At 30.8% G+C, this 18,303-nt stretch carries 20 protein-coding genes and 1 pseudogene; 9 read left to right on the top strand and 12 right to left on the bottom strand.

Translation table 11 applies throughout. From position 1 onward, the window contains the following. Positions 1-16 precede the first annotated feature (16 nt). Genes CBLAS_RS06870 through CBLAS_RS06890 form a run of 6 tightly spaced genes read left to right on the top strand, consistent with a single transcriptional unit; the run spans position 17 to position 3,382 of the window. Entirely contained in the window at positions 17-328 is a 312-nt protein-coding gene (locus CBLAS_RS06870; protein WP_123057885.1) for a hypothetical protein, read from the top strand. Further along, positions 328-621: a hypothetical protein gene (locus CBLAS_RS06875; protein ID WP_106872403.1), complete on the top strand. Its 294-nt coding sequence runs from the start codon at positions 328-330 to the stop codon at positions 619-621. The genes CBLAS_RS06870 and CBLAS_RS06875 overlap by 1 nt, the downstream gene beginning before the upstream one ends. Then, on the top strand, positions 618-929 hold the full coding sequence (locus CBLAS_RS06880) for a hypothetical protein (protein WP_106872401.1): 312 nt from the start codon (positions 618-620) through the stop codon (positions 927-929). The genes CBLAS_RS06875 and CBLAS_RS06880 overlap by 4 nt, the downstream gene beginning before the upstream one ends. Further along, positions 895-2,988, top strand: coding sequence for a heavy metal translocating P-type ATPase (locus CBLAS_RS06885; RefSeq protein ID WP_106872520.1), 2,094 nt, complete (start codon positions 895-897; stop codon positions 2,986-2,988). The genes CBLAS_RS06880 and CBLAS_RS06885 overlap by 35 nt, the downstream gene beginning before the upstream one ends. A gap of 54 nt (positions 2,989-3,042) precedes the next feature. Further along, positions 3,043-3,171: a hypothetical protein gene (locus CBLAS_RS09685; RefSeq protein ID WP_277620709.1), complete on the top strand. Its 129-nt coding sequence runs from the start codon at positions 3,043-3,045 to the stop codon at positions 3,169-3,171. Then, positions 3,137-3,382, top strand: coding sequence for a hypothetical protein (locus CBLAS_RS06890; protein WP_106872399.1), 246 nt, complete (start codon positions 3,137-3,139; stop codon positions 3,380-3,382). The genes CBLAS_RS09685 and CBLAS_RS06890 overlap by 35 nt, the downstream gene beginning before the upstream one ends. 52 nt (positions 3,383-3,434) lie before the next feature. Here CBLAS_RS06890 and cuyB read toward each other — a convergent pair whose 3' ends face one another. The 3 genes from cuyB to CBLAS_RS06905 all read right to left on the bottom strand — a co-directional run bounded on the left by cuyB (position 3,435) and on the right by CBLAS_RS06905 (position 7,004). Further along, complete coding sequence (gene cuyB, locus CBLAS_RS06895) at positions 3,435-4,118, bottom strand: cysteate racemase (protein ID WP_106872397.1); 684 nt, start codon at positions 4,116-4,118, stop codon at positions 3,435-3,437. Between the two features lie 86 nt (positions 4,119-4,204). Further along, positions 4,205-5,545, bottom strand: a complete 1,341-nt coding sequence (locus CBLAS_RS06900) for an anaerobic C4-dicarboxylate transporter (protein ID WP_106872395.1) — start codon at positions 5,543-5,545, stop codon at positions 4,205-4,207. 58 nt (positions 5,546-5,603) lie between these two features. Then, the gene (locus tag CBLAS_RS06905) at positions 5,604-7,004 is read right to left on the bottom strand and encodes an aspartate ammonia-lyase (protein ID WP_106872393.1); all 1,401 of its coding nucleotides are present in this window, start codon (positions 7,002-7,004) and stop codon (positions 5,604-5,606) included. A gap of 282 nt (positions 7,005-7,286) precedes the next feature. Between CBLAS_RS06905 and CBLAS_RS06910 the strand changes: the two genes are divergently transcribed. Beyond that, the gene (locus tag CBLAS_RS06910; RefSeq protein ID WP_106872391.1) at positions 7,287-9,245 is read left to right on the top strand and encodes an AraC family transcriptional regulator; all 1,959 of its coding nucleotides are present in this window, start codon (positions 7,287-7,289) and stop codon (positions 9,243-9,245) included. Positions 9,246-9,281: 36 nt separating this feature from the next. Here the strand turns inward: CBLAS_RS06910 and ureC are convergent, their stop codons facing one another. From ureC to CBLAS_RS09425, 8 genes and pseudogenes are all read right to left on the bottom strand, one after another. Next, complete coding sequence (gene ureC, locus CBLAS_RS06915) at positions 9,282-11,003, bottom strand: urease subunit alpha (protein WP_106872389.1); 1,722 nt, start codon at positions 11,001-11,003, stop codon at positions 9,282-9,284. Positions 11,004-11,008: 5 nt separating this feature from the next. Next, a pseudogene (gene ureA, locus CBLAS_RS09765) lies at positions 11,009-11,701 on the bottom strand (urease subunit gamma). Then, the gene (locus CBLAS_RS06930; protein ID WP_106872383.1) at positions 11,701-12,528 is read right to left on the bottom strand and encodes an urease accessory protein UreD; all 828 of its coding nucleotides are present in this window, start codon (positions 12,526-12,528) and stop codon (positions 11,701-11,703) included. The pseudogene ureA and the gene CBLAS_RS06930 overlap by 1 nt, the downstream one beginning before the upstream one ends. Next, positions 12,525-13,136 carry an urease accessory protein UreG gene (ureG, locus tag CBLAS_RS06935; RefSeq protein ID WP_106872381.1) on the bottom strand — a complete coding sequence of 204 codons (612 nt, stop codon included), beginning with the start codon at positions 13,134-13,136 and terminating at the stop codon, positions 12,525-12,527. Before ureG ends, CBLAS_RS06930 begins: the two co-directional genes overlap by 4 nt. A gap of 11 nt (positions 13,137-13,147) precedes the next feature. Beyond that, positions 13,148-13,873 (bottom strand): urease accessory protein UreF, encoded by a 726-nt coding sequence (locus CBLAS_RS06940; RefSeq protein WP_106872379.1) that lies wholly within the window; start codon positions 13,871-13,873, stop codon positions 13,148-13,150. After that, complete coding sequence (locus tag CBLAS_RS06945; RefSeq protein ID WP_106872376.1) at positions 13,863-14,360, bottom strand: urease accessory protein UreE; 498 nt, start codon at positions 14,358-14,360, stop codon at positions 13,863-13,865. The genes CBLAS_RS06940 and CBLAS_RS06945 overlap by 11 nt, the downstream gene beginning before the upstream one ends. A gap of 259 nt (positions 14,361-14,619) precedes the next feature. Then, positions 14,620-14,874 (bottom strand): hypothetical protein, encoded by a 255-nt coding sequence (locus tag CBLAS_RS09420; RefSeq protein ID WP_206603300.1) that lies wholly within the window; start codon positions 14,872-14,874, stop codon positions 14,620-14,622. Between the two features lie 16 nt (positions 14,875-14,890). Beyond that, complete coding sequence (locus tag CBLAS_RS09425; RefSeq protein ID WP_206603299.1) at positions 14,891-15,382, bottom strand: substrate-binding domain-containing protein; 492 nt, start codon at positions 15,380-15,382, stop codon at positions 14,891-14,893. Positions 15,383-15,495: 113 nt separating this feature from the next. Between CBLAS_RS09425 and CBLAS_RS06955 the strand changes: the two genes are divergently transcribed. Next, positions 15,496-16,761, top strand: a complete 1,266-nt coding sequence (locus CBLAS_RS06955) for a DUF2254 domain-containing protein (protein ID WP_106872374.1) — start codon at positions 15,496-15,498, stop codon at positions 16,759-16,761. A gap of 58 nt (positions 16,762-16,819) precedes the next feature. After that, complete coding sequence (locus CBLAS_RS06960; protein WP_106872372.1) at positions 16,820-18,052, top strand: BaiN/RdsA family NAD(P)/FAD-dependent oxidoreductase; 1,233 nt, start codon at positions 16,820-16,822, stop codon at positions 18,050-18,052. A gap of 54 nt (positions 18,053-18,106) precedes the next feature. On the opposite strand, the gene CBLAS_RS09430 is transcribed toward CBLAS_RS06960, so the two are convergent. Continuing rightward, complete coding sequence (locus tag CBLAS_RS09430; protein ID WP_106872370.1) at positions 18,107-18,286, bottom strand: hypothetical protein; 180 nt, start codon at positions 18,284-18,286, stop codon at positions 18,107-18,109. Positions 18,287-18,303: the final 17 nt, after the last annotated feature.

Consider the following 18,303-nt stretch of genomic DNA (forward strand, 5'->3'; position numbering starts at 1 on the left):
TAACAAAGGAGTTGAAATGGCATTACCATTTATAGCAGGATTAGTAGTAGGTTCAGCAGCAGTTGTAGCATACAACAACAGAAATAAACTAAAAGAGGTTGTTTCTGATGGAATTGAAAAAGGCAAAGATGTAGTAAGCGACATTAAAGAGTATGCAGAAGAAAAAGTTAGTAAAAAAGAGGAGCCTAAAGAGGAAAAAGCAGTAAAAGAAAAAGAGGAGCCTAAAAAAACAACAACTACAAAAACTAGAAAACCTAGAACAACTACAAAAAAAACAGCTTCAACAACAGCTAAAACAGCTAAAAAACCTGAAGAAAAGGATAGTTAATGAGGGTTTCTACTAGTAGGCTTCCTGCTGATCACTTTATAAGTGGTGCTCTTTTTGGTGGAATGACCGCAGCAGCATTTGGAATTTACAACAAAGAAAAAGCAACAGCAGAAAACATAAAAGAGATATGCAAGTATGCTGTTGAAGGTGGTATTGCAACCTCTTTGTCTATTAGTGCATCAAATAAGCTAGTATCAAAAAACTATCTAGGAGCTGCTTTTGATGTTGCTCTTGGAGTTGGTATGATAGTAGCTATTGAAAATATTTTAAAAGTAAAAGAGGAGCAAAAATGACAAATCCATACTTATCACAAAATGAAAAAGAGATGAAAAACGAAAAAATAGAAAATGCTGTTAATAATAGCGCAACAATGGAACAAAATAACCTTTTGCAAAATATAATGCCTAATTTTAATAGCGGTAACTTTTTACAAGGTGTTTTAATAGGAGCAGTGGCATCTTATATTCTTACAAATGAAAATGCACAACAAGCCATTTTTAAATCAGTAGTTAGAATGGGTAAGCTTTTACAAGCTGGTACAGAAGAGTTAAAAGAGAGATTTGAAGATGCTAAGGCAGAAATTGAAGCAGAAGAAAACTAGTTTAAAAATAGTCCATAAAAGTAAAAATAGGATTCGTTTTATACAGCCTAATTTAAACAATAATTCAGATATAAAAAACTATGAAGATAACATATCTGCCATTGATGGGATAAGTTCAGTTAGGGTTAATAAAACAATAAAAAGTGTTGTTGTAACATATGAAAATATTAACTATGAGAACTTATTAGATAAAATAGCAGATATAGAGATAGTTGAACTATCTAATAAAAGTAGTGAAGTTAGTAAAGCACCTATGATCACTGCCGCAAGTTCATTGGCTTTATCTCCATTTATAAAAAACCAAAATTTATTGCCTACTCTAACAACCCTTTTTGCTAGTTATCCACTTTTAAAAGATGGAGCAAATGAGCTTTTCACAGAAGGGCTTACCTCAAAAGTGTTAGAAGCAATGGCTGTTGGAATTTCTCTTTCAAGAAAGGACTTTATAGCAGCAAATAGCACAAATTTAATGCTTAATATTGGCGAATATATGGAAGAGACAACAGTTCATAAAAGCGATGATCTAATAAAAGAACTTGCAAAACCAAATATTAAAGAAGCATGGGTTGAAACTACAAAAAATGGCAAAAAACATCTAAACAAAGTATCAACTGATGATATTAAAGTTGGAGATATAGTAGTTGTTGGAGCTGGAGAGACAATAGCTATTGATGGCTATGTTTTAGAAGGAAGTGCTAGTGTTAACCAAATGTCTATGACTGGGGAAGCTGATGCTGTAAAAAAAGAGCATGGCGATAAGGTTATGAGTGGAACTGTAGTTGAAGATGGCTCTATAAAAATATGGACTGAACTAGCTGGAGATGACACAAGTACAGAGAGAATTAAAAAATATATTCAAAACTCGTTAAATGAAAAATCAGCTATTGGATTAAAAGCAACAAGGTTAGCAGACAGGCTGGTACCTGTAACTCTTTCGCTTGCTGGACTTTCATATTTTATAAATAAAGATATGCAAAGTGTTGCTTCCGTTTTACAAGCTGATTACTCTTGTGCTTTAAAACTTGCAACCCCTGTTGCATTTAAATCAACTATATCAAAAGCAGGTAAAAATGGTATTTTGGTAAAAGGGGCTAAATCAATTGAAGCTTTATCAAAAGCAGATACTTTTGTTTTTGACAAGACAGGAACCTTAACAAAAGGTGTCTTAAAAGTTGTAGATATCATAAGTTTCAATCCAGATTGGAGCAAAAAGCAAATTTTAAACCTTGCAGCTAGTGCAGAAGAGCATTATTTTCACCCGATAGCAGAAGCCATAGTAAGTGCTGCTAAAGAGATTGGCTTTAAACATATGCACCATGATGAAGTTGAGTTTATCGTAGCACATGGTTTGAAAACTCATTTTTCAGGCAAAGAGGTCATTATAGGAAGTAGACATTTTTTAGAAGATGATGAAAAAATTTGTTTTGAGGAGAATAGTAGTGAAATTCAAAACGCACTAGATAGTGGCTATACTCTTCTTTATATAGCTTATGATAGAGAATTACTTGGTATAGCTATAATGGAAGACGAAATTAGATCTAATGCCAAAGATATGATTAAAAAACTAAAATCTCTGAATGTAAAAGAGATAGTTATGCTTACAGGCGATATTGAGATGAAAGCAAACTCAGTAGCTAAAGATTTGGGAATCGATAGGGTTTTTGCAAATATGCTACCTACTCAAAAAGCAGAAATAGTAGAGATGCTAAGAAATGAAGGTAAAAATGTTGTTTTTTGTGGTGATGGGATTAATGACGCGCCATCACTAGTTAAAGCAAATGTGGGTATTAGTATGAAAAGAGGGGCTGATATAGCAAAAGCTACTGCTGACATATCTCTTTTAAAAGATGATATTTACGCTGTTGCGCAAATCAAAGAGATGGCAAATAAAACAATGAAGCTAATAGACACAAATTTCAAAGCTACTGTTGGAATAAACTCAGCTATTTTATTTAGTGCAACGATTGGAAAATTAAGCCCAGTTGCAACAGCATTTTTACATAATGGAACGACCATTGGGCTACTTTTAAATTCAATGAAAGGTGTTGATATTAAGTAATTATACAGATTTATTTTGCTAAAATGGTAACAAATATCATTATTAAGGAATATTATGCCATATTTACCATTTTTAATAATCAATTCTGTTTTATTTACTGCAACAACGGTGATGACATATGATACAACAAAAAAAGCTAAACAAAAATTTGAAAAAAGAAGATCAAGAAAAAACAAAAGATAAACCTCTTGTTGATATAGTAACAAAAAAAGAGATTGCAAAGATAGGGATGACAGTTTCTATGGGATTAACTGTTCTAAGTGCTTTTAATTTAAGAAGTAGGTTTTCTAAAAATCTCCATATTATCTCAGGTGCTGCTCTTGTTGGTTTTTCTTTTTATCATAACTCTTTATATGATAAATCAGAAAAAAAGCCAACTTCGATTAAAAAATAATATTTGGGTTGCTTTTATTGTAACCCAATATCTCAAACCTCTTTATAAACCTTTACTTTTCTAAGCTAAATTTAACAGCTGCTTTAGCTAACTCAAAAGTTGCATCAACAAATTTTTCTTTTTTAGTAGCATATGGTAAAAATAGAGGTATTTCAGTACAAGCTGCTATATATACATCAGCCTCTATCTTATCCATGGTATTATTAAAAACATCTATATAAGAATTAAGATTATTTGCTTTTGCACCTTTATATATACAATCCATAATATTTTCCATCAATGGATCAGGTATGATAACAACTTCGTAGCCACTTTTAACTAACTTATCTTGATAGATTTTAGCCTTTGTTGTTCCAGTTGTCGCAATAACAGCAATTTTTTTTGCATTTGGATAGTTTTTTTCTATAGCTTTAGTAGTTATATCAGCAATATGCAAGATATTAATACCGCACTCCTTAGTTAGTCTATCTGCAAAATAGTGAGCCGTGTTGCAGGCTATACAAATAACTTCACATCCTGCATTTTTAAGTCTAATGGCAGACTCTTTCATATAAGGAAATGGATCTCTACCTTTATTTAAAATATAAGTTGTTCTATCTGGAATTTGTGGATAATTGTCTATTATGATAGGTATGTTATCTTGATCTTGTTTTGCATCTGTAAGTTCTACCATTTTGGTATAAAGGTCAATGGTAGCAAGAGGACCCATGCCTCCTAGTATTCCAATTCTTTTCATATTCATACTACCTTTTTTATAAAAAAATGGTAGTTAATAATATTATTAACTACCAAAGTATATCTTTATTTATAGTTATAGCCTTGTTATATAAGCATAGGAGCTATAATAAATCCTAAAGCAACAGCTATCGCAACCATTATTGTACCTGGTATAATAAACGAGTGATTAAATACATATTTACCAACTCTTGTTGTACCAGTATCATCCATAGCTATAGCACCTAAAACTGTTGGATAAGTCGGAAGAACAAATAGTCCTGAAACTGCGGCAAATGAAGCCACTAAAATCCAAATTTGGCCTGAATTTTCCGGACTTGTCATACCCATAGCAAGAGCAACAGCTGGCATCATAATTTTTGTAGTAGCAGCCTGCGAATACAACAGACAACTTAAAAAGTATAAAGCCACTGCTAGTAAATATGGATATTTTGTAACAACTTCAGAAGCTACCGATTTAATAGGATCAATATAGCCTGAAACAAAAGTAGTACCTAGCCACGCTATACCTAAAACACAAATGCAAGCATTCATACCGCTTTGAAATGTACTTGTTCCAAGTAGTTTACTTGTATCAACTTTACAAAACATTACAATTGCTGCACCTATTGTAAGCATAAAGCTTATGATAGCACCATCTCTGCCTAATCTAACTGGATCAATTAATTTTACACTATCAGAAATAGCAAGAGCATATGCTACTACAAAAAGAACTCCTATTCCAAAAATTACAACTGAGCGTTTAGCATAAGGAAGAAGTTCTTTTTGCTCTTCTACTACGATTTCTTTGACCATTCCTTTTGCTAATCTATCTTGATAAACAGGATCTTTTGATAAATCTAGATCATAAACCATATTAACTATAAAGGCTGTAAGTATTACGGCCGCAAAAGTAGTTACTATACATATTAACAGAAGAATAGGGTAGCTAACTCCCAGTGGTTCACAAACACCTGTCATAGCAACAAAAGCAGCACTTATAGGGCTTGCTGTAATTGCAACTTGGCTTGAAACTACTGCTAGCGCAAGTGGTGCTGAAGGTTTAATATTCTGACCCTTAGCAACTTCTGTAATAACTGGAAGTACAGAAAATGCTGTGTGTCCAGTACCTGCAAATATAGTTAATAAATATGTGACTATAGGAGCTAGATAATTTATATATTTTGGATTATTCCTTAAAATTCTTTCGGCAATTTGAACTAAGTAATCAAGTCCACCCGCAACTTGCATAGCTGTAATAGCTGAAATAACTGAAGCTATGATTAAAATAACATCCCAAGGAATACTTCCCGGTTTCATTCCAAGAAATACAGTTAAAATAATAACACCTAATCCACCTGCATAACCTATACCCATACCACCTAGTTTAACACCTAGATAGATTCCGCCAAAAAGGACTATAATCTGTAAAATTAACATTATATCCATAAAAATCTCCTTCTGTTTTAATGTGGGCTTTGCATATTAAAACAATATGCAAAGCTACTTACTTACCCATATGCGGGTTAAGCATGCTTTTTGGATCTAAAATTTTATCAACTTCATCTTTAGTTAATAGTCCTCTTTCAATAGCTATATCGCCAACTGCTTTTCCTGTATCAAGAGCTTCTTTAGCTATTGAAGCTGAGTTTTCATACCCGATATAAGGGTTAAATGCTGTTACGATACCAACTGAGTTAAGAACTGCTTTTAAAGTATTCTCTGGTAGTGGTTTTAAATCCCTAATAGCTTTTTCAGCAAGAGTTTTTGTTGCATTTTCAAGAATGATAATTGAATTAAATATAGCATAGGCAATTCCTGGCTCAAAAGCATTAAGTTCAAATTCACCATTTTCAGAACAAAGCATTATAGTTATATCATTACCCATAACTTCATAGCACGCTATACCCACAACTTCAGCTATAACAGGGTTTACTTTACCTGGCATAATTGAACTTCCTGGTTGCATTTTAGGTAGTTCAATCTCTCCTAAGCCACATCTTGGACCTGAGTTCATAAGTCTTAAGTCATTTGCAATTTTTGAAAGTCTAACAGCAGCAGTTTTTAAAGCTCCACTTACAGCAACAAAATCAGCTGTATCTTGAGTAGCAGCTATAAAATCTTTAGCAGGTTTAAACTCAACACCTGTAATTTCAGTAAGTTTTTTCTCAACTACAAATTTATAATCTGGATGGCAGTTAATACCTGTTCCAATTGCTGTTGCACCCATATTTAATGATGTCATAAGCTCTCTTGCTTGTTTTATATTTTCAATATCTGCTTCAATGTAGCTTGCAAAAGCATTGAATGTATTACCTAAAGTTGTTGGAACAGCATCTTCAAGCTCTGTTCTACCCATTTTAATCATGTCTTTAAAATCAGACCCTTTTTTTCTAAGTTCGTCTCTTAGAAGTTCCATAGCTTTTAGTAAATCTGTAAGTTTTGCATAAGTTGCAACTTTAATTGAACTTGGATACGTATCATTTGTGCTTTGGCCTAAGTTTGTATGGTCGTTTGCATGAAGATACTTATACTCTCCTTTTTTATGTCCCATAATTTCAAGAGCTATGTTTGTAATAACTTCATTTGCGTTCATATTTGTTGAAGTACCAGCACCACCTTGAACCATGTCTACAACAAATTGGTCAAGATACTCACCAGCGATTAACTTATCGCAAGCTTTAGCTATCGCATCAGCTTTTTGTGCATCTAAAACACCAACTTCTTTGTTTGCAAGCGCTGCTGCTTTTTTAATTTGAGCAAATGCTTTAACAAAAAAAGGATAATCTTTGATTTTTCTTCCAGTCATATGGAAGTTATCTACAGCTCTAAATGTTTGTATACCATAGTATACATCATTACTTATTTCCAACTCACCGATAAAATCGTGTTCTTTTCTTGTTCCCATTTTTTCTCCTTTTTATATGGTAATTAATTTCCTCTGTATAACTATAAGACAAATATTCTTAAAAGATAATTAAAATTTTATAATATTCATAAATTAGTTTATTTTTTAAGTTTTATAAAAGGTTTATATTTTTTAGCTTAAATTTAGTGTTTTATAAATAATATTTTAATTTTAATAACTATAGAATTTTTTTAAATTGTAAATTAATTATTGAATTAATTTGATTTTTTATAGATTTTAACTATAATCAAATAAATATTAAATTCAACATTATGGATTATTTTGATTATTTTTAACAAAAAAGAACATAGCTTTATTGTAGTTATAAGTATTATTTTCTTATTATTTTTAACTATAAATTATTATTTTAATTACCAGCTTTTAAAAGAGAATATAAGTAGGTACGAAAATGCTCTTTTTAATAAGGTCCACTCTAAAATTCAAGACTGGATATATTCAAATTTTAAAGATGTTGAAAAAATATCACTACTTTTACAAAATGAAAACATCCAAGATGCAAAAGAAATTCAACCACTTTTGCATAAATTCCAACAAAGTTCAAATTTTCCATATATAATTTTAGGACTTGATGATGGAAGTTTTTATATATCAGATGATGACTACGTTACCCCACATAACTATAATTTAAAAAGTAGAGAATGGTATAATGACACATTAAAAGCAAACAAAACAATTGCTTCAAATCCATATATTTCTATGAGACTTGGTCTTAGAAGCGTATCCATCTGCACGCCTATAAATTTACTTAAAAAGTATGGCGTTTTCTGTGGCGGACAACCTTTTTTATTTATAAGAAATTATTTCAAAGAGTATAAAACACTATATGATAAAAATTTATATTTAATTAACAAAAATGGTGAAATTTTAGCAAGTTTTGGAAATTTAAATGAAACTATATCTTTTGAATATATCAATTTATCAAATAACAAATATAGTGTTTTTGATATAAAAAACACCAATTGGAAATTAGTTTTTGAAAGAGATAAAGAAATTTATACAAATGAACTAAATAGATATTTATTAATAAATTTATTATTTTACATATTTTGTGTTTTAATTTACGCAGCAACAAACTTTATATGGTTTAGAAAAAGTAGCGTTAATTTCAAAAAACTAAACGAACAAAATATTTATATAGAGAATGTATTGATAAAACAAATAAATGGAATTTTAATAACTTGTGATGAAACTTTTAATATAGTTTCAGCCAGTTTAGAATTTGATAGTTTTTATGACTTTAAAAAAATTAGCAATAATTTATCTAGCTCAATTAATCAAAGTAAATTTTTAACTCCATCACAAAAAGACGCCTTAATAAATGAACTATTAATATCGCAAAATTCAAATAAAACAAGATATATAAATATAAATTTTAATGCAGATATAAATTCTAAAAATTACTTAATTACAATTACACCACTTGGCAAAAAATCACCATCTTCTTTATCTATATTATTTCAAGATGTAACAAATATGCAAGACAAAGAAAAAATAAATGATAGTTCGTACAACCTTCATATTGAAAAACTTATTTTATTTATCAAACAAAACATAGAAGATGAAAATTTATGTATTAAAAAAATTGCAAAAATAGGCGGATACTCTAAATTTCATCTACAAAGAATTTTTAAAGATTATTCAAATGATACTTTAGCATCTTTTATAAGATCCTTGCGACTAAGAAGAGCTAAATTTCTATTAAAATTTAGTGATATAAAGGTAACTGAAATTTCTAAAAAGTGTGGCTTTTCATATAATGAAACTTTTACGAGATCTTTTACAAAAAAATATGAAATTTCCCCTACTCTTTATCGGGAAGCTTTTAATAAGAAATTACAAAATAAACTCCAATTTAAAATAATAAAAAAGATAGAAAAAAGAATTATAATAACCTATAAAATAGAAAATTTAGATTTTTTGAAATCAATAAATAAAAATGAATCTAATGATATTTTAGTGTTAATTGAAAATGGTGATTTAAATCAAAAATTATATGCGATAGAAAGTAAAGATATACGATCTCCATCATTTAAATTAAATGGAGGTGATTGGATAAAAATAGACTTAGAGTCACAAAATTTATCTCCACAAGAAGCAATAAATAGATCCATTAAGTCATTTTATGATGAAAATTTATATGAATTTAAACCTCCTCAAATTTATTATTTTTTTAATGAAAATAAAAATCCAAAATTTATTTATATAAATTTAAAAAGATAGGCTTTATTTCCCCTTGAAAGGGGAAATATTATTTAGTTAAAATAAATTATATAGTTGTGCAAGAGGAAGATTATCAGCTGGTTCGCAAGTTGCAAGTTCTCCATCAATTCTAACCTCATAAGTCTCAGGATTGACACTTAGCTCTGGCATACTATCATTAAATTTCATATCTTTTTTACCTATATTTCTACAATTTTTTACAGGTAAAACTATTCTTCCTAAATTTAAGTTCTCTTTTATGCCATTTTCATCTGCTAATTTTGATACAAAAGTTATACAACTTTGTTGTATCCCTTTACCAAGCGCTGCAAACATTCTTCTATAAATAACAGGTTGTGGTGTAGGAATTGAGCCATTTGGATCTCCGATTTGTGAGGACATAATAAAACCACATTTAATTACCGTTTTAGGTCTTGCTCCAAAAAATTTAGGCTCCCATAAAACTAAATCGGCATATTTACCAACCTCAACACTGCCTATATATTCGCTAATTCCTTGAGCTATAGCTGGGTTTATAGTGTATTTTGAAACATATCTTTTTGCTCTAAAGTTATCATTTTCATTTTCTTTATCAACCTCTAGTGGTCCAAACTGATCTTTCATCTTTGAAGCAGTTTGCCAAGTTCTAATAATAACCTCACCTACTCTACCCATGGCTTGAGAATCAGAACTCATAATAGAAAAAATTCCTTTATCATGTAAAATATCTTCAGCAGCTATAGTTTCAGGGCGAATTCTTGAATCAGCAAAAGCCACATCCTCTTTAATATTTTTATCTAAGTTGTGACAAACCATGACCATATCTAAATGTTCATCTTCTGTATTTACTGAATATGGCATAGTTGGATTTGTTGAAGCAGGCAAGACATTTGGTTCACTTGCAGCTACAATTTGATCAGGCGCATGTCCTCCACCTGCCCCTTCAGTGTGAAAAAAGTGAATTGCTCTACCGCCAATAGCAGAAAGAGTATCTTCAATGTTTCCTGCCTCATTAAGGGTATCTGAATGTATAGCAACACCTATATCATACTCATCAGCCACAGTTAAACAAGTATCTATAGTAGCTCTTGTCGCACCCCAGTCTTCATGTATTTTAAGGCCTGCTGCTCCTGCTTTAATCTGTTCTATTAAAGGCTCTTTGCTAGAGCAATTTCCCTTTCCAAGAACCAAAACATTTATAGGAAAACCTTCAAAAGATTTAAGCATGTTTGTTATATTTGTTGGTCCAGGCGTACAAGTGGTAGCATTTGTTCCATCAGCAGGACCTGTTCCACCACCAACCATTGTAGTTGTTCCAGCGCTAAGTGCAGTATCAACTTGCTGTGGGGTTAAATAGTGAATATGTGTATCAATAGCACCAGCTGTTACAATTTTACCCTCACCTGAAATTACTTCAGTTCCTGCACCTATCACTAAACCAGGATCAACTTTATCATTTATATCAGGGTTTCCACTTTTTCCAATTCCTGAAATTTTACCCTCAATTATCCCAATATCTGCTTTATATATCCCTGTATAATCTAGAATAATAGCATTTGTGATAACTAAATCAGCAGCTCCAGAAGAGTGTGTGGCTGTTGATGATTGATTCATGCCATCTCTAATTGATTTACCACCACCAAATTGAGACTCATCGCCATAAACAGCAAAGTCTTTTTCAATCTCAATAATTATATTAGTATCGCCAAGACGAATTTTATCACCTGTTGTAGGTCCATACATTGATCCGTATTTTTTTCTTGAAATTTTGAAACTCATTTAATTTACTCCTCTTTGCTTTCTTTGTTAGCAAACCCTAACTTAACTATATCGTCCATAACTTCATCTAGTCTTTTATTTAAAGTTACTCCGTTTGTAAGACCATTAAAACCTATCACTCTAGAATTACCGCCAAGCTCAACTAAAGAGACCTTATGGCTTTGTCCAGGCTCAAACCTAATAGCATTACCAGCAGGTATATCTAGCCTAAAACCAAAAGCTTTTCTTCTATCAAATTCAAGATTTTTATTAATCTCAAAAAAGTGAAAATGGCTTCCGATTTGGATTGCTCTATCGCCTTTATTTGTAACTATTAACTCTCTAGTTTCTTTACCCTCATTTAGGGTTATATCTTCATCTTTATAAAATACTTCTCCAGGTATCACATATCCTCCTTATACTATTGGACGAGAAACTGATACTAGTTTCGTTCCATCTGTAAATGTAGCTTCAATTTGAATCTCTTTAATCATATCAGCAACACCATCCATAACATCCTCGCGAGTAAGAATTTTTCGTCCATCTCTCATAAGTTCTGCAACAGTTTTGCCATCTCTTGCCATCTCATAAAGATCTGAACTAATTAAAGCAACCGCTTCTGAATAGTTTAACTTTAAACCTCTTGCTTTTCTTTTTCTAGCCACTTCCCCTGCTGTAAATATCATTAATCTCTCAATATCTTTTGGTACTAAATGCACTATTTGCCTCCTTTGTTTAATATGTTTTCTGCATAATTTATTATTAAATCAATAACTTGGAGCAAATCTTGCCCCGTTTTACCAAGTATTCTAATTTGCATATCACCTCTAAAAGTACTAGATATTCCAGTACGGATATCTAGTTTTTTTTCCTCATTTTTTAAAATCTCATAAATATCTTGATTTAGCTCTTTTGTGTTTTTAAAATTAAACATACAAATGCTAGTAAAATGATCATATTCCTCAAAAAACCCAATCTCTTTGTATGGAATTTCACTTGGAGATATATGATTATTTTCAAAAAATACAAGTTCTTTGTCTAATTTTACTTTTATAGAGTTTTTAAAACCTCTAAACAAAAAACTCTCTCCCCTACCAACTCTTCCTGCAGCAAATGACTCTATAAATATAAGCTTTGAACTATCGTCTTCAAGCTCTATATTGGCTTTGCCTTTAAAATTTGAATCTTTATATAAAATAGCTGGTAGAAATTTACAGATCAAAGTTGCATTTTTCTCAACTTTAATATTAATCTCTCTTTTTGCCAACCCAACTTCACTCATAGGGTGAATTTTCTCATAAGATTGTGAAGTTATTTTGATTTTTGTATCACTTTTAGAGTTAAAATCATAAATTTGAGTATCTCCTTCTAAAAGTCCAGGAGATGAGCTCATAATCATAACTTCAGTAAAATTATCTTCAAAAAATGGTCTCATAACTCTTAAAGGTGGAGTCATATACATATTTCTAATATCACTAACTCCGTTAATCATTTCAAATTCTAAAGATAATTCACTAATTCTTGAATGCATTAACTTTTGGGTCATTTTACATCTTCAAATAAAACATCTTTTCTAATCCAGCTAAATACCCTGTCTAAACCTTCACCACTTTTTAAATTTGTCATTACAAAAGGTAGCTCTTTTCTCTGTGCTATGGTATCAAATTTCATCTTTTCAAGATCAACTTCAACATAAGGGGCTAAATCTATCTTATTTATGATTAAAAGATCCGATCTAGTTATACCTGGACCACCTTTTCTAGGTATATCACCGCCCTCTGCAACATCTATTACAAATATAGTAGCGTCTGCTAAATCAGGTGAAAAAGTAGCTGATAAATTATCTCCGCCACTTTCTATAAAAACTATATCAATCTCTGGGTGTTCTTTGGCTAAATCCTCTACTGCTTCTAAATTCATAGAAACATCATCTCTAATCGCAGTATGTGGACAACCACCTGTCTCAACACCCCTAATCCTTTCACCTGCAATAACGCCTGAGTTTTTTAAAAAATTTGCATCCTCTTTTGTGTAGATATCGTTTGTTACAACTCCAATACTATAATTTTTTGAAAACTCTTTAACTAATTGCTCTATTAAATGTGTTTTACCACATCCAACAGGACCTGCAACTCCAATTTTAATATATTTCATTTATTCTCCTTTTATGACATATAAAGTCTTGAGTAAAGATGCTCATGACGCATAGAAGATATCTCAATACCTGGAAAAGAGATCCCTAAATCTTCCTCATCTAGCTCTTTTACTCTTTTTACTATATTTTGTATTAGATCTTTAATATTAAAAAGAATTCTCTGTCCTGCCATTTGACTAATAGGGATAGTCTTTACAGCATTTATAGAGATAGTTGAAGCCGTTGCAAAGGAAAAACTTGAAAGAGTATAATCTAGATCAACTTTAGCTAAAGCACATATAGCACCATATGCAACGCTATGATAAAATGGAATATTCTTTTTTTCTAAATTTAAATTTACTCTCTTAAAAAAATCAAAATCAAATGTTAAGCTCATCTCAAAAAGAGTTTTAACAAGTCTTGAACCAAGTTTTTCAGAAGCCTCCCTTAGCTCTTTTTGGTTTTTTGCTGCTCTTAAAATAGTGCATAAATTTATAATCTCGTCTTCATTTAGTTTCTTTGTAGCATTATAAGCTAAACACACACTAAAAAGATCTGTATATAAAAAAGAGCTTGATAGATAATTTACCAGATATTTTTTTGTATCATCTTCGTTTTTTATAAACTCTTCCTGTATATACGTTTCAAGACCATAAGAGTGTGAATAACCTCCTATTGGGAATTGACTATCATTAATTTGCTGTATAAATAGCGTTGAGTCTATAAAATTTTTAATACCTATCTCCTTAATGATCATGACTATGCGGCTCTTGCGAATTAGGCAAGATAGCCATTAGAGATTTTTCAGGAAGCAAAACCCTATGCCCTTTTGATACTTTAACCTCTTTAATTTGAGAAAGCATATCTTCCATGGTCTTTTCATATGGAGTTAAAAGCTCATAAACATTATCTCCAAAATACACTTTTGCATGCCTATTGCCTATTACATAACCTATGCTTGCTCTATCTTTGCTATTTTTTACTTTTATAACTAAACATAGTATTTCTGCAATTTTTATAGCATATTGGGTTTTAGTTTTTTCATCTCTAAAAAATATATCTCCGTGGTTTAGCCCACGAACTCTAACATCTTCATCTAGCATAAAGTGAAATTCCATGCCATCGTCTGCTTTTAGCTTTTGAATTCTTTTATGTGAGTGATCAAAAGGCATAGTTGCATAAATAGTCTTATATTTGGAAAAATCACTATCTACTTCATTATCTAATACTTTATTTATTATCATATATAATACCTTAAATCTTAAATTCTCATTATTTTAAATATACATTATAACAAATTACTTGTTTATTTTCTATTTCAAAGCTATGCTTTTTACCCTATATTCTTATATTAGCTATTTTTATCTTAAAAGAAAATTTTATGTAAACTATATAAACATCGTCCCATATTTAAAGAGTTTAGTTATAGAGATGAACTGCTATTGTATTACAATTTAATACTGTTTATTTTTGCCTTTTATTTAAATAAAAGGCAAAAAATATCTACTCTTTAAAGTATTTTTTAGCATAGTCTACACCCTCGTATAGTGGCAAGCCATACTCTTTAATACCATATTTTGTTTTAATCTCTTGTCCTCCGTGTGAAGCAAGATATTTTATAAACTCCTCATCAATCTCTCTTGGCTCATCGCTAGTCATTGCAACATATGTATTTATGAGAATTTCATCTCCAACAAATAGCGGTTTTATGTTCCTAAGCTCTTTCATAGCTTCTTTAAAGGTGCTTGAATCAGTCATAAAATAACCTTTAGTTTCATCTGCTTTTTTTAAGAGTAGCTAACATAAAGTCTTTATTTGCCACATACCAATCTCCTTTTGGTTCTATACCTGCTTTTTCCCATATTGAAAGCTCTTTTTTATGAGTGCCTGAGTCATCGGCTCTTATATAAAATAGTACCTTTTTTTCAGCAATGTTAGTATAAACCTCTGCTGGGTCCTTTTTATCTCCTACTATATAAAACTCATTAGAGCCAATTAGTGTTCTATTTTTTGCCCAATCTTCCATAATCGCTTCTTTTTCCGCTTTAGGTGCATGAACCATTGCAATGTCTATTTTTTTATCTTTTAAAAGCTCTAAGCTTTTTCCGCTTCCAGCTTTTATCCAGCACAATCTCACATCTTTATCTTTAGCAAAATCGTTAAAAATAGCCTCCAACAAACCAAGCTCTCCTGGACTTCCTGTAGCTAAGCGTATCTCCTCATTGCCATCTCCATAAATTTTGGTGCAGTCTTGATTTGCACTCAAAAGCCCTCCCTATGGTAGTTTATGCAATAATAGCATAATTAGCATTTATTTATCAACCAATAATACTTAAATTATTTTGGTATAATTTTTTACTATAAATCATTGGAGTTTTAATGTTTAATAAACTTATATTTTGGTTGAAAAAACCTAGTAACACACTATGGGTTCTACCTACTTTTGGTGTTATTTTAGCACTTAGTTTTAATCTTTTTGCACTCTTAGGAACAATATATTTAAAACCTAATATACTTCCAAATATCGAATCAAAAACAATAGATGATTTACTAAATATCATAGCTTCAAGTCTTCTTGCAGTTAGTACATTTTCTTTATCTATTATGGTTTCAGCCTTTGCATCAGCTTCAAGCAACAGCTCCCCACGTGCAACCGAGCTTGTTATGGCTGATGATAATACTAGACTTGCAATTTCAAGTTTCATATCTGCTTTTGTATATGCCATAATTGCTAAAATTGGACTCAACACTGGATACTATGAACAAAATGGTAGGTTTATACTTTTTATAAGTATTTTATTTGTTATATTTTATATCATTTTAATGCTAATTCGCTGGATACATACACTATCAAAGCTTGGAAGACTTGATAATACTTTAAATAAAATCTACAATGCAACGGAAAAATCGCTTAAACTATATAAAGAAGCTCATAATTTTGGAGCATGCTGGAAGGAAGATGAAAACATAGAGCCAAATTTAGTGTTAAAATCTATAAAAACAGGCTATATCTCCTATATAAATTTAAATGAATTACAAAATATAGCGGACAAATTTAAACTAAATATCAGTATTCTTGCTAGGCAAGGAGACTATATAGCTAAAAACAAAAACTTATTAAAAATCTATTTTGAAGATGGAAGTAGTAATATAGACAGCACGGTAGTGGATGATATCTTAAACACCTTTATCGTTGATATTCAAAGAAGCTATCATCAAGACTCTAGATTTGGATTTATGGTTCTAAGCGAGGTTGCACAAAAAGCTCTTTCGCCAGGGATAAATGACCAAGGAACTGCGATAAGTGTTCTTATATTGATATCAAAACTGCTACTAAATGATGATTTTAAAGAAAACGAAGAAAAGAAAAATTTATATAATAGATTGTCTTTAATATCTTTTGATGAGGCTGAGTTTATATATTGCAGTGTAGATGCGATTTCTAGAGATGGAGCTAATAATATAGAATTATCAAAATTTGTTCAAAATATACTATATGAAATCTATGAAAACTCATCAAATGCAAACATTAAAAAAGGAGCTAAAAAGCAAGCTAAAATATCTCTGCAAAGAGCTTTGGTAGCACTAAGCTACAATGAAGACAAAAAATACTTACAAAGTATATATGATAAAAATTTCGTATAAAGATAGATATAACCTAGCTAATAATTTATTCTAAATTTCAGATATAAAGGGAGCGTAATTGGCAAAAAAGAAAATACTTATTATCGGCGGTGGAATGGCTGGAATGGTTGCAACCATATTGTTAGCAAAAGAAGGTTTAAAAGTTACTCTTTTTGAAAGAAACGATAAAATAGGTAAAAAAATCCTAGCAACTGGAAACGGAAGATGCAATCTTACAAATGCAAATATTAAACCCTCAAACTACCACTCCTCTACTAAAAATATTTTTCAAGATATATTTTGCCAATTTGATTTAGAAAAAACTTTAAATTTCTTAAATGATTTAGGGCTAGAGACCGTAAAGCTTGAAAGTGGTAAAATTTACCCACAATCGATGCAAGCAATGAGCGTTGTTAAAGCATTACTTTTCTATGCAAATGAGCTTGGTGTAGAGATTATATATAACTCAAGAGTTAAAGAAATATTTCACAAAGATAAATTCTGCATAAAAGCAGATAAAAAGAGTTTTTATGGCGAGTATTTAGTTATAACAACTGGTGGAAAAAGCTATGCTAGCTCAGGCTCAAGCGGAGATGGTTATATTTTGGCTAAGAGCTTAGGCCACAGCATAACTCAGCAAATGCCTTCTATCGTTCAACTAGTAACAGACAATCCATACAATAAAAGCCTAAAAGGGTTAAGAGTGGATGTAGAGGCAAAACTTATAAATCAAAAAAGTGGCAACTTGATTCGCAAAGAGTATGGTGAGATTTTATTTACCGATTATGGTATTTCTGGCCCTGTCACACTTCAGCTATCAACCATGGTTGCACCTCTTTTAAAAAATGGTACTATACTTGATGTTTCTGTGAATTTTTTTCCAAATTTTTCTTTTGATAATCTAGATGAAGTATTAATAAAAAGGCTTACAAAATTTCCACTTCGAACAATCGAAGAAAGCTTAAATGGGTTTATAAATCAAAGACTAATTATACCTTTATTAAAGTATGCGGATGTGGAACATTTAAAAAAAGCAGGCAATATTACAAAACAAGAAAGAGCTAGGTTAATTAGTGCTTTTAAAAACTATACTTTTAGTGTGAAAGATACTTACACATGGGATCAAGCACAAGTTACAAAAGGCGGTGTTAGTTGTAATGAAATTTATGAAAATACTTTGGAGTCAAAGCTTATAAAAAATCTCTATTTTGCCGGAGAAATTTTGGATATAGATGGAGATTGTGGTGGGTATAATTTACAATGGGCTATTAGCAGTGGTGCTGTTGTGGCTTATAGTATTTTAAACTCATAATTGCTAAATTTGCTATTGTAAATTTGAGATTTTATATTTTTGTCTATGTTGTTTTTAAATAAAACTGTCACCTATTAAATTAAAATTTAAAACACTACAAAGCACTAAAATTAGCTCTTCTGAGCTATATAAATTATCATAATGGCCTTTGTATAAAAACTCACCTAAGCTTTTTGCCAAAAGTAAAACTTTAATACTCTTTTGAAAATTTTCTTTATTAAATATTTTATACACATATATTGTATTTTAAA

Origin of the sequence: Campylobacter blaseri, from assembly GCF_013201895.1 — a bacterium.
GTDB lineage: Bacteria > Campylobacterota > Campylobacteria > Campylobacterales > Campylobacteraceae > Campylobacter_B > Campylobacter_B blaseri.

What these genes read in the sequence shown, in the direction of transcription:
- CBLAS_RS06870 (WP_123057885.1), top strand. Translation starts at nt 17, where the DNA reads ATGGCATTACCATTTATAGCAGGATTAGTAGTAGGTTCAGCAGCAGTT.
- CBLAS_RS06875 (WP_106872403.1), top strand. Translation starts at nt 328, where the DNA reads ATGAGGGTTTCTACTAGTAGGCTTCCTGCTGATCACTTTATAAGTGGT.
- CBLAS_RS06880 (WP_106872401.1), top strand. Translation starts at nt 618, where the DNA reads ATGACAAATCCATACTTATCACAAAATGAAAAAGAGATGAAAAACGAA.
- CBLAS_RS06885 (WP_106872520.1), top strand. Translation starts at nt 895, where the DNA reads ATGCTAAGGCAGAAATTGAAGCAGAAGAAAACTAGTTTAAAAATAGTC.
- CBLAS_RS09685 (WP_277620709.1), top strand. Translation starts at nt 3,043, where the DNA reads ATGCCATATTTACCATTTTTAATAATCAATTCTGTTTTATTTACTGCA.
- cuyB (WP_106872397.1), bottom strand. Translation starts at nt 4,118, where the DNA reads ATGAAAAGAATTGGAATACTAGGAGGCATGGGTCCTCTTGCTACCATT.
- CBLAS_RS06900 (WP_106872395.1), bottom strand. Translation starts at nt 5,545, where the DNA reads ATGGATATAATGTTAATTTTACAGATTATAGTCCTTTTTGGCGGAATC.
- CBLAS_RS06905 (WP_106872393.1), bottom strand. Translation starts at nt 7,004, where the DNA reads ATGGGAACAAGAAAAGAACACGATTTTATCGGTGAGTTGGAAATAAGT.
- ureC (WP_106872389.1), bottom strand. Translation starts at nt 11,003, where the DNA reads ATGAGTTTCAAAATTTCAAGAAAAAAATACGGATCAATGTATGGACCT.
- CBLAS_RS06930 (WP_106872383.1), bottom strand. Translation starts at nt 12,528, where the DNA reads ATGACCCAAAAGTTAATGCATTCAAGAATTAGTGAATTATCTTTAGAA.
- ureG (WP_106872381.1), bottom strand. Translation starts at nt 13,136, where the DNA reads ATGAAATATATTAAAATTGGAGTTGCAGGTCCTGTTGGATGTGGTAAA.
- CBLAS_RS06940 (WP_106872379.1), bottom strand. Translation starts at nt 13,873, where the DNA reads ATGATCATTAAGGAGATAGGTATTAAAAATTTTATAGACTCAACGCTA.
- CBLAS_RS06945 (WP_106872376.1), bottom strand. Translation starts at nt 14,360, where the DNA reads ATGATAATAAATAAAGTATTAGATAATGAAGTAGATAGTGATTTTTCC.
- CBLAS_RS09420 (WP_206603300.1), bottom strand. Translation starts at nt 14,874, where the DNA reads ATGACTGATTCAAGCACCTTTAAAGAAGCTATGAAAGAGCTTAGGAAC.
- CBLAS_RS06955 (WP_106872374.1), top strand. Translation starts at nt 15,496, where the DNA reads ATGTTTAATAAACTTATATTTTGGTTGAAAAAACCTAGTAACACACTA.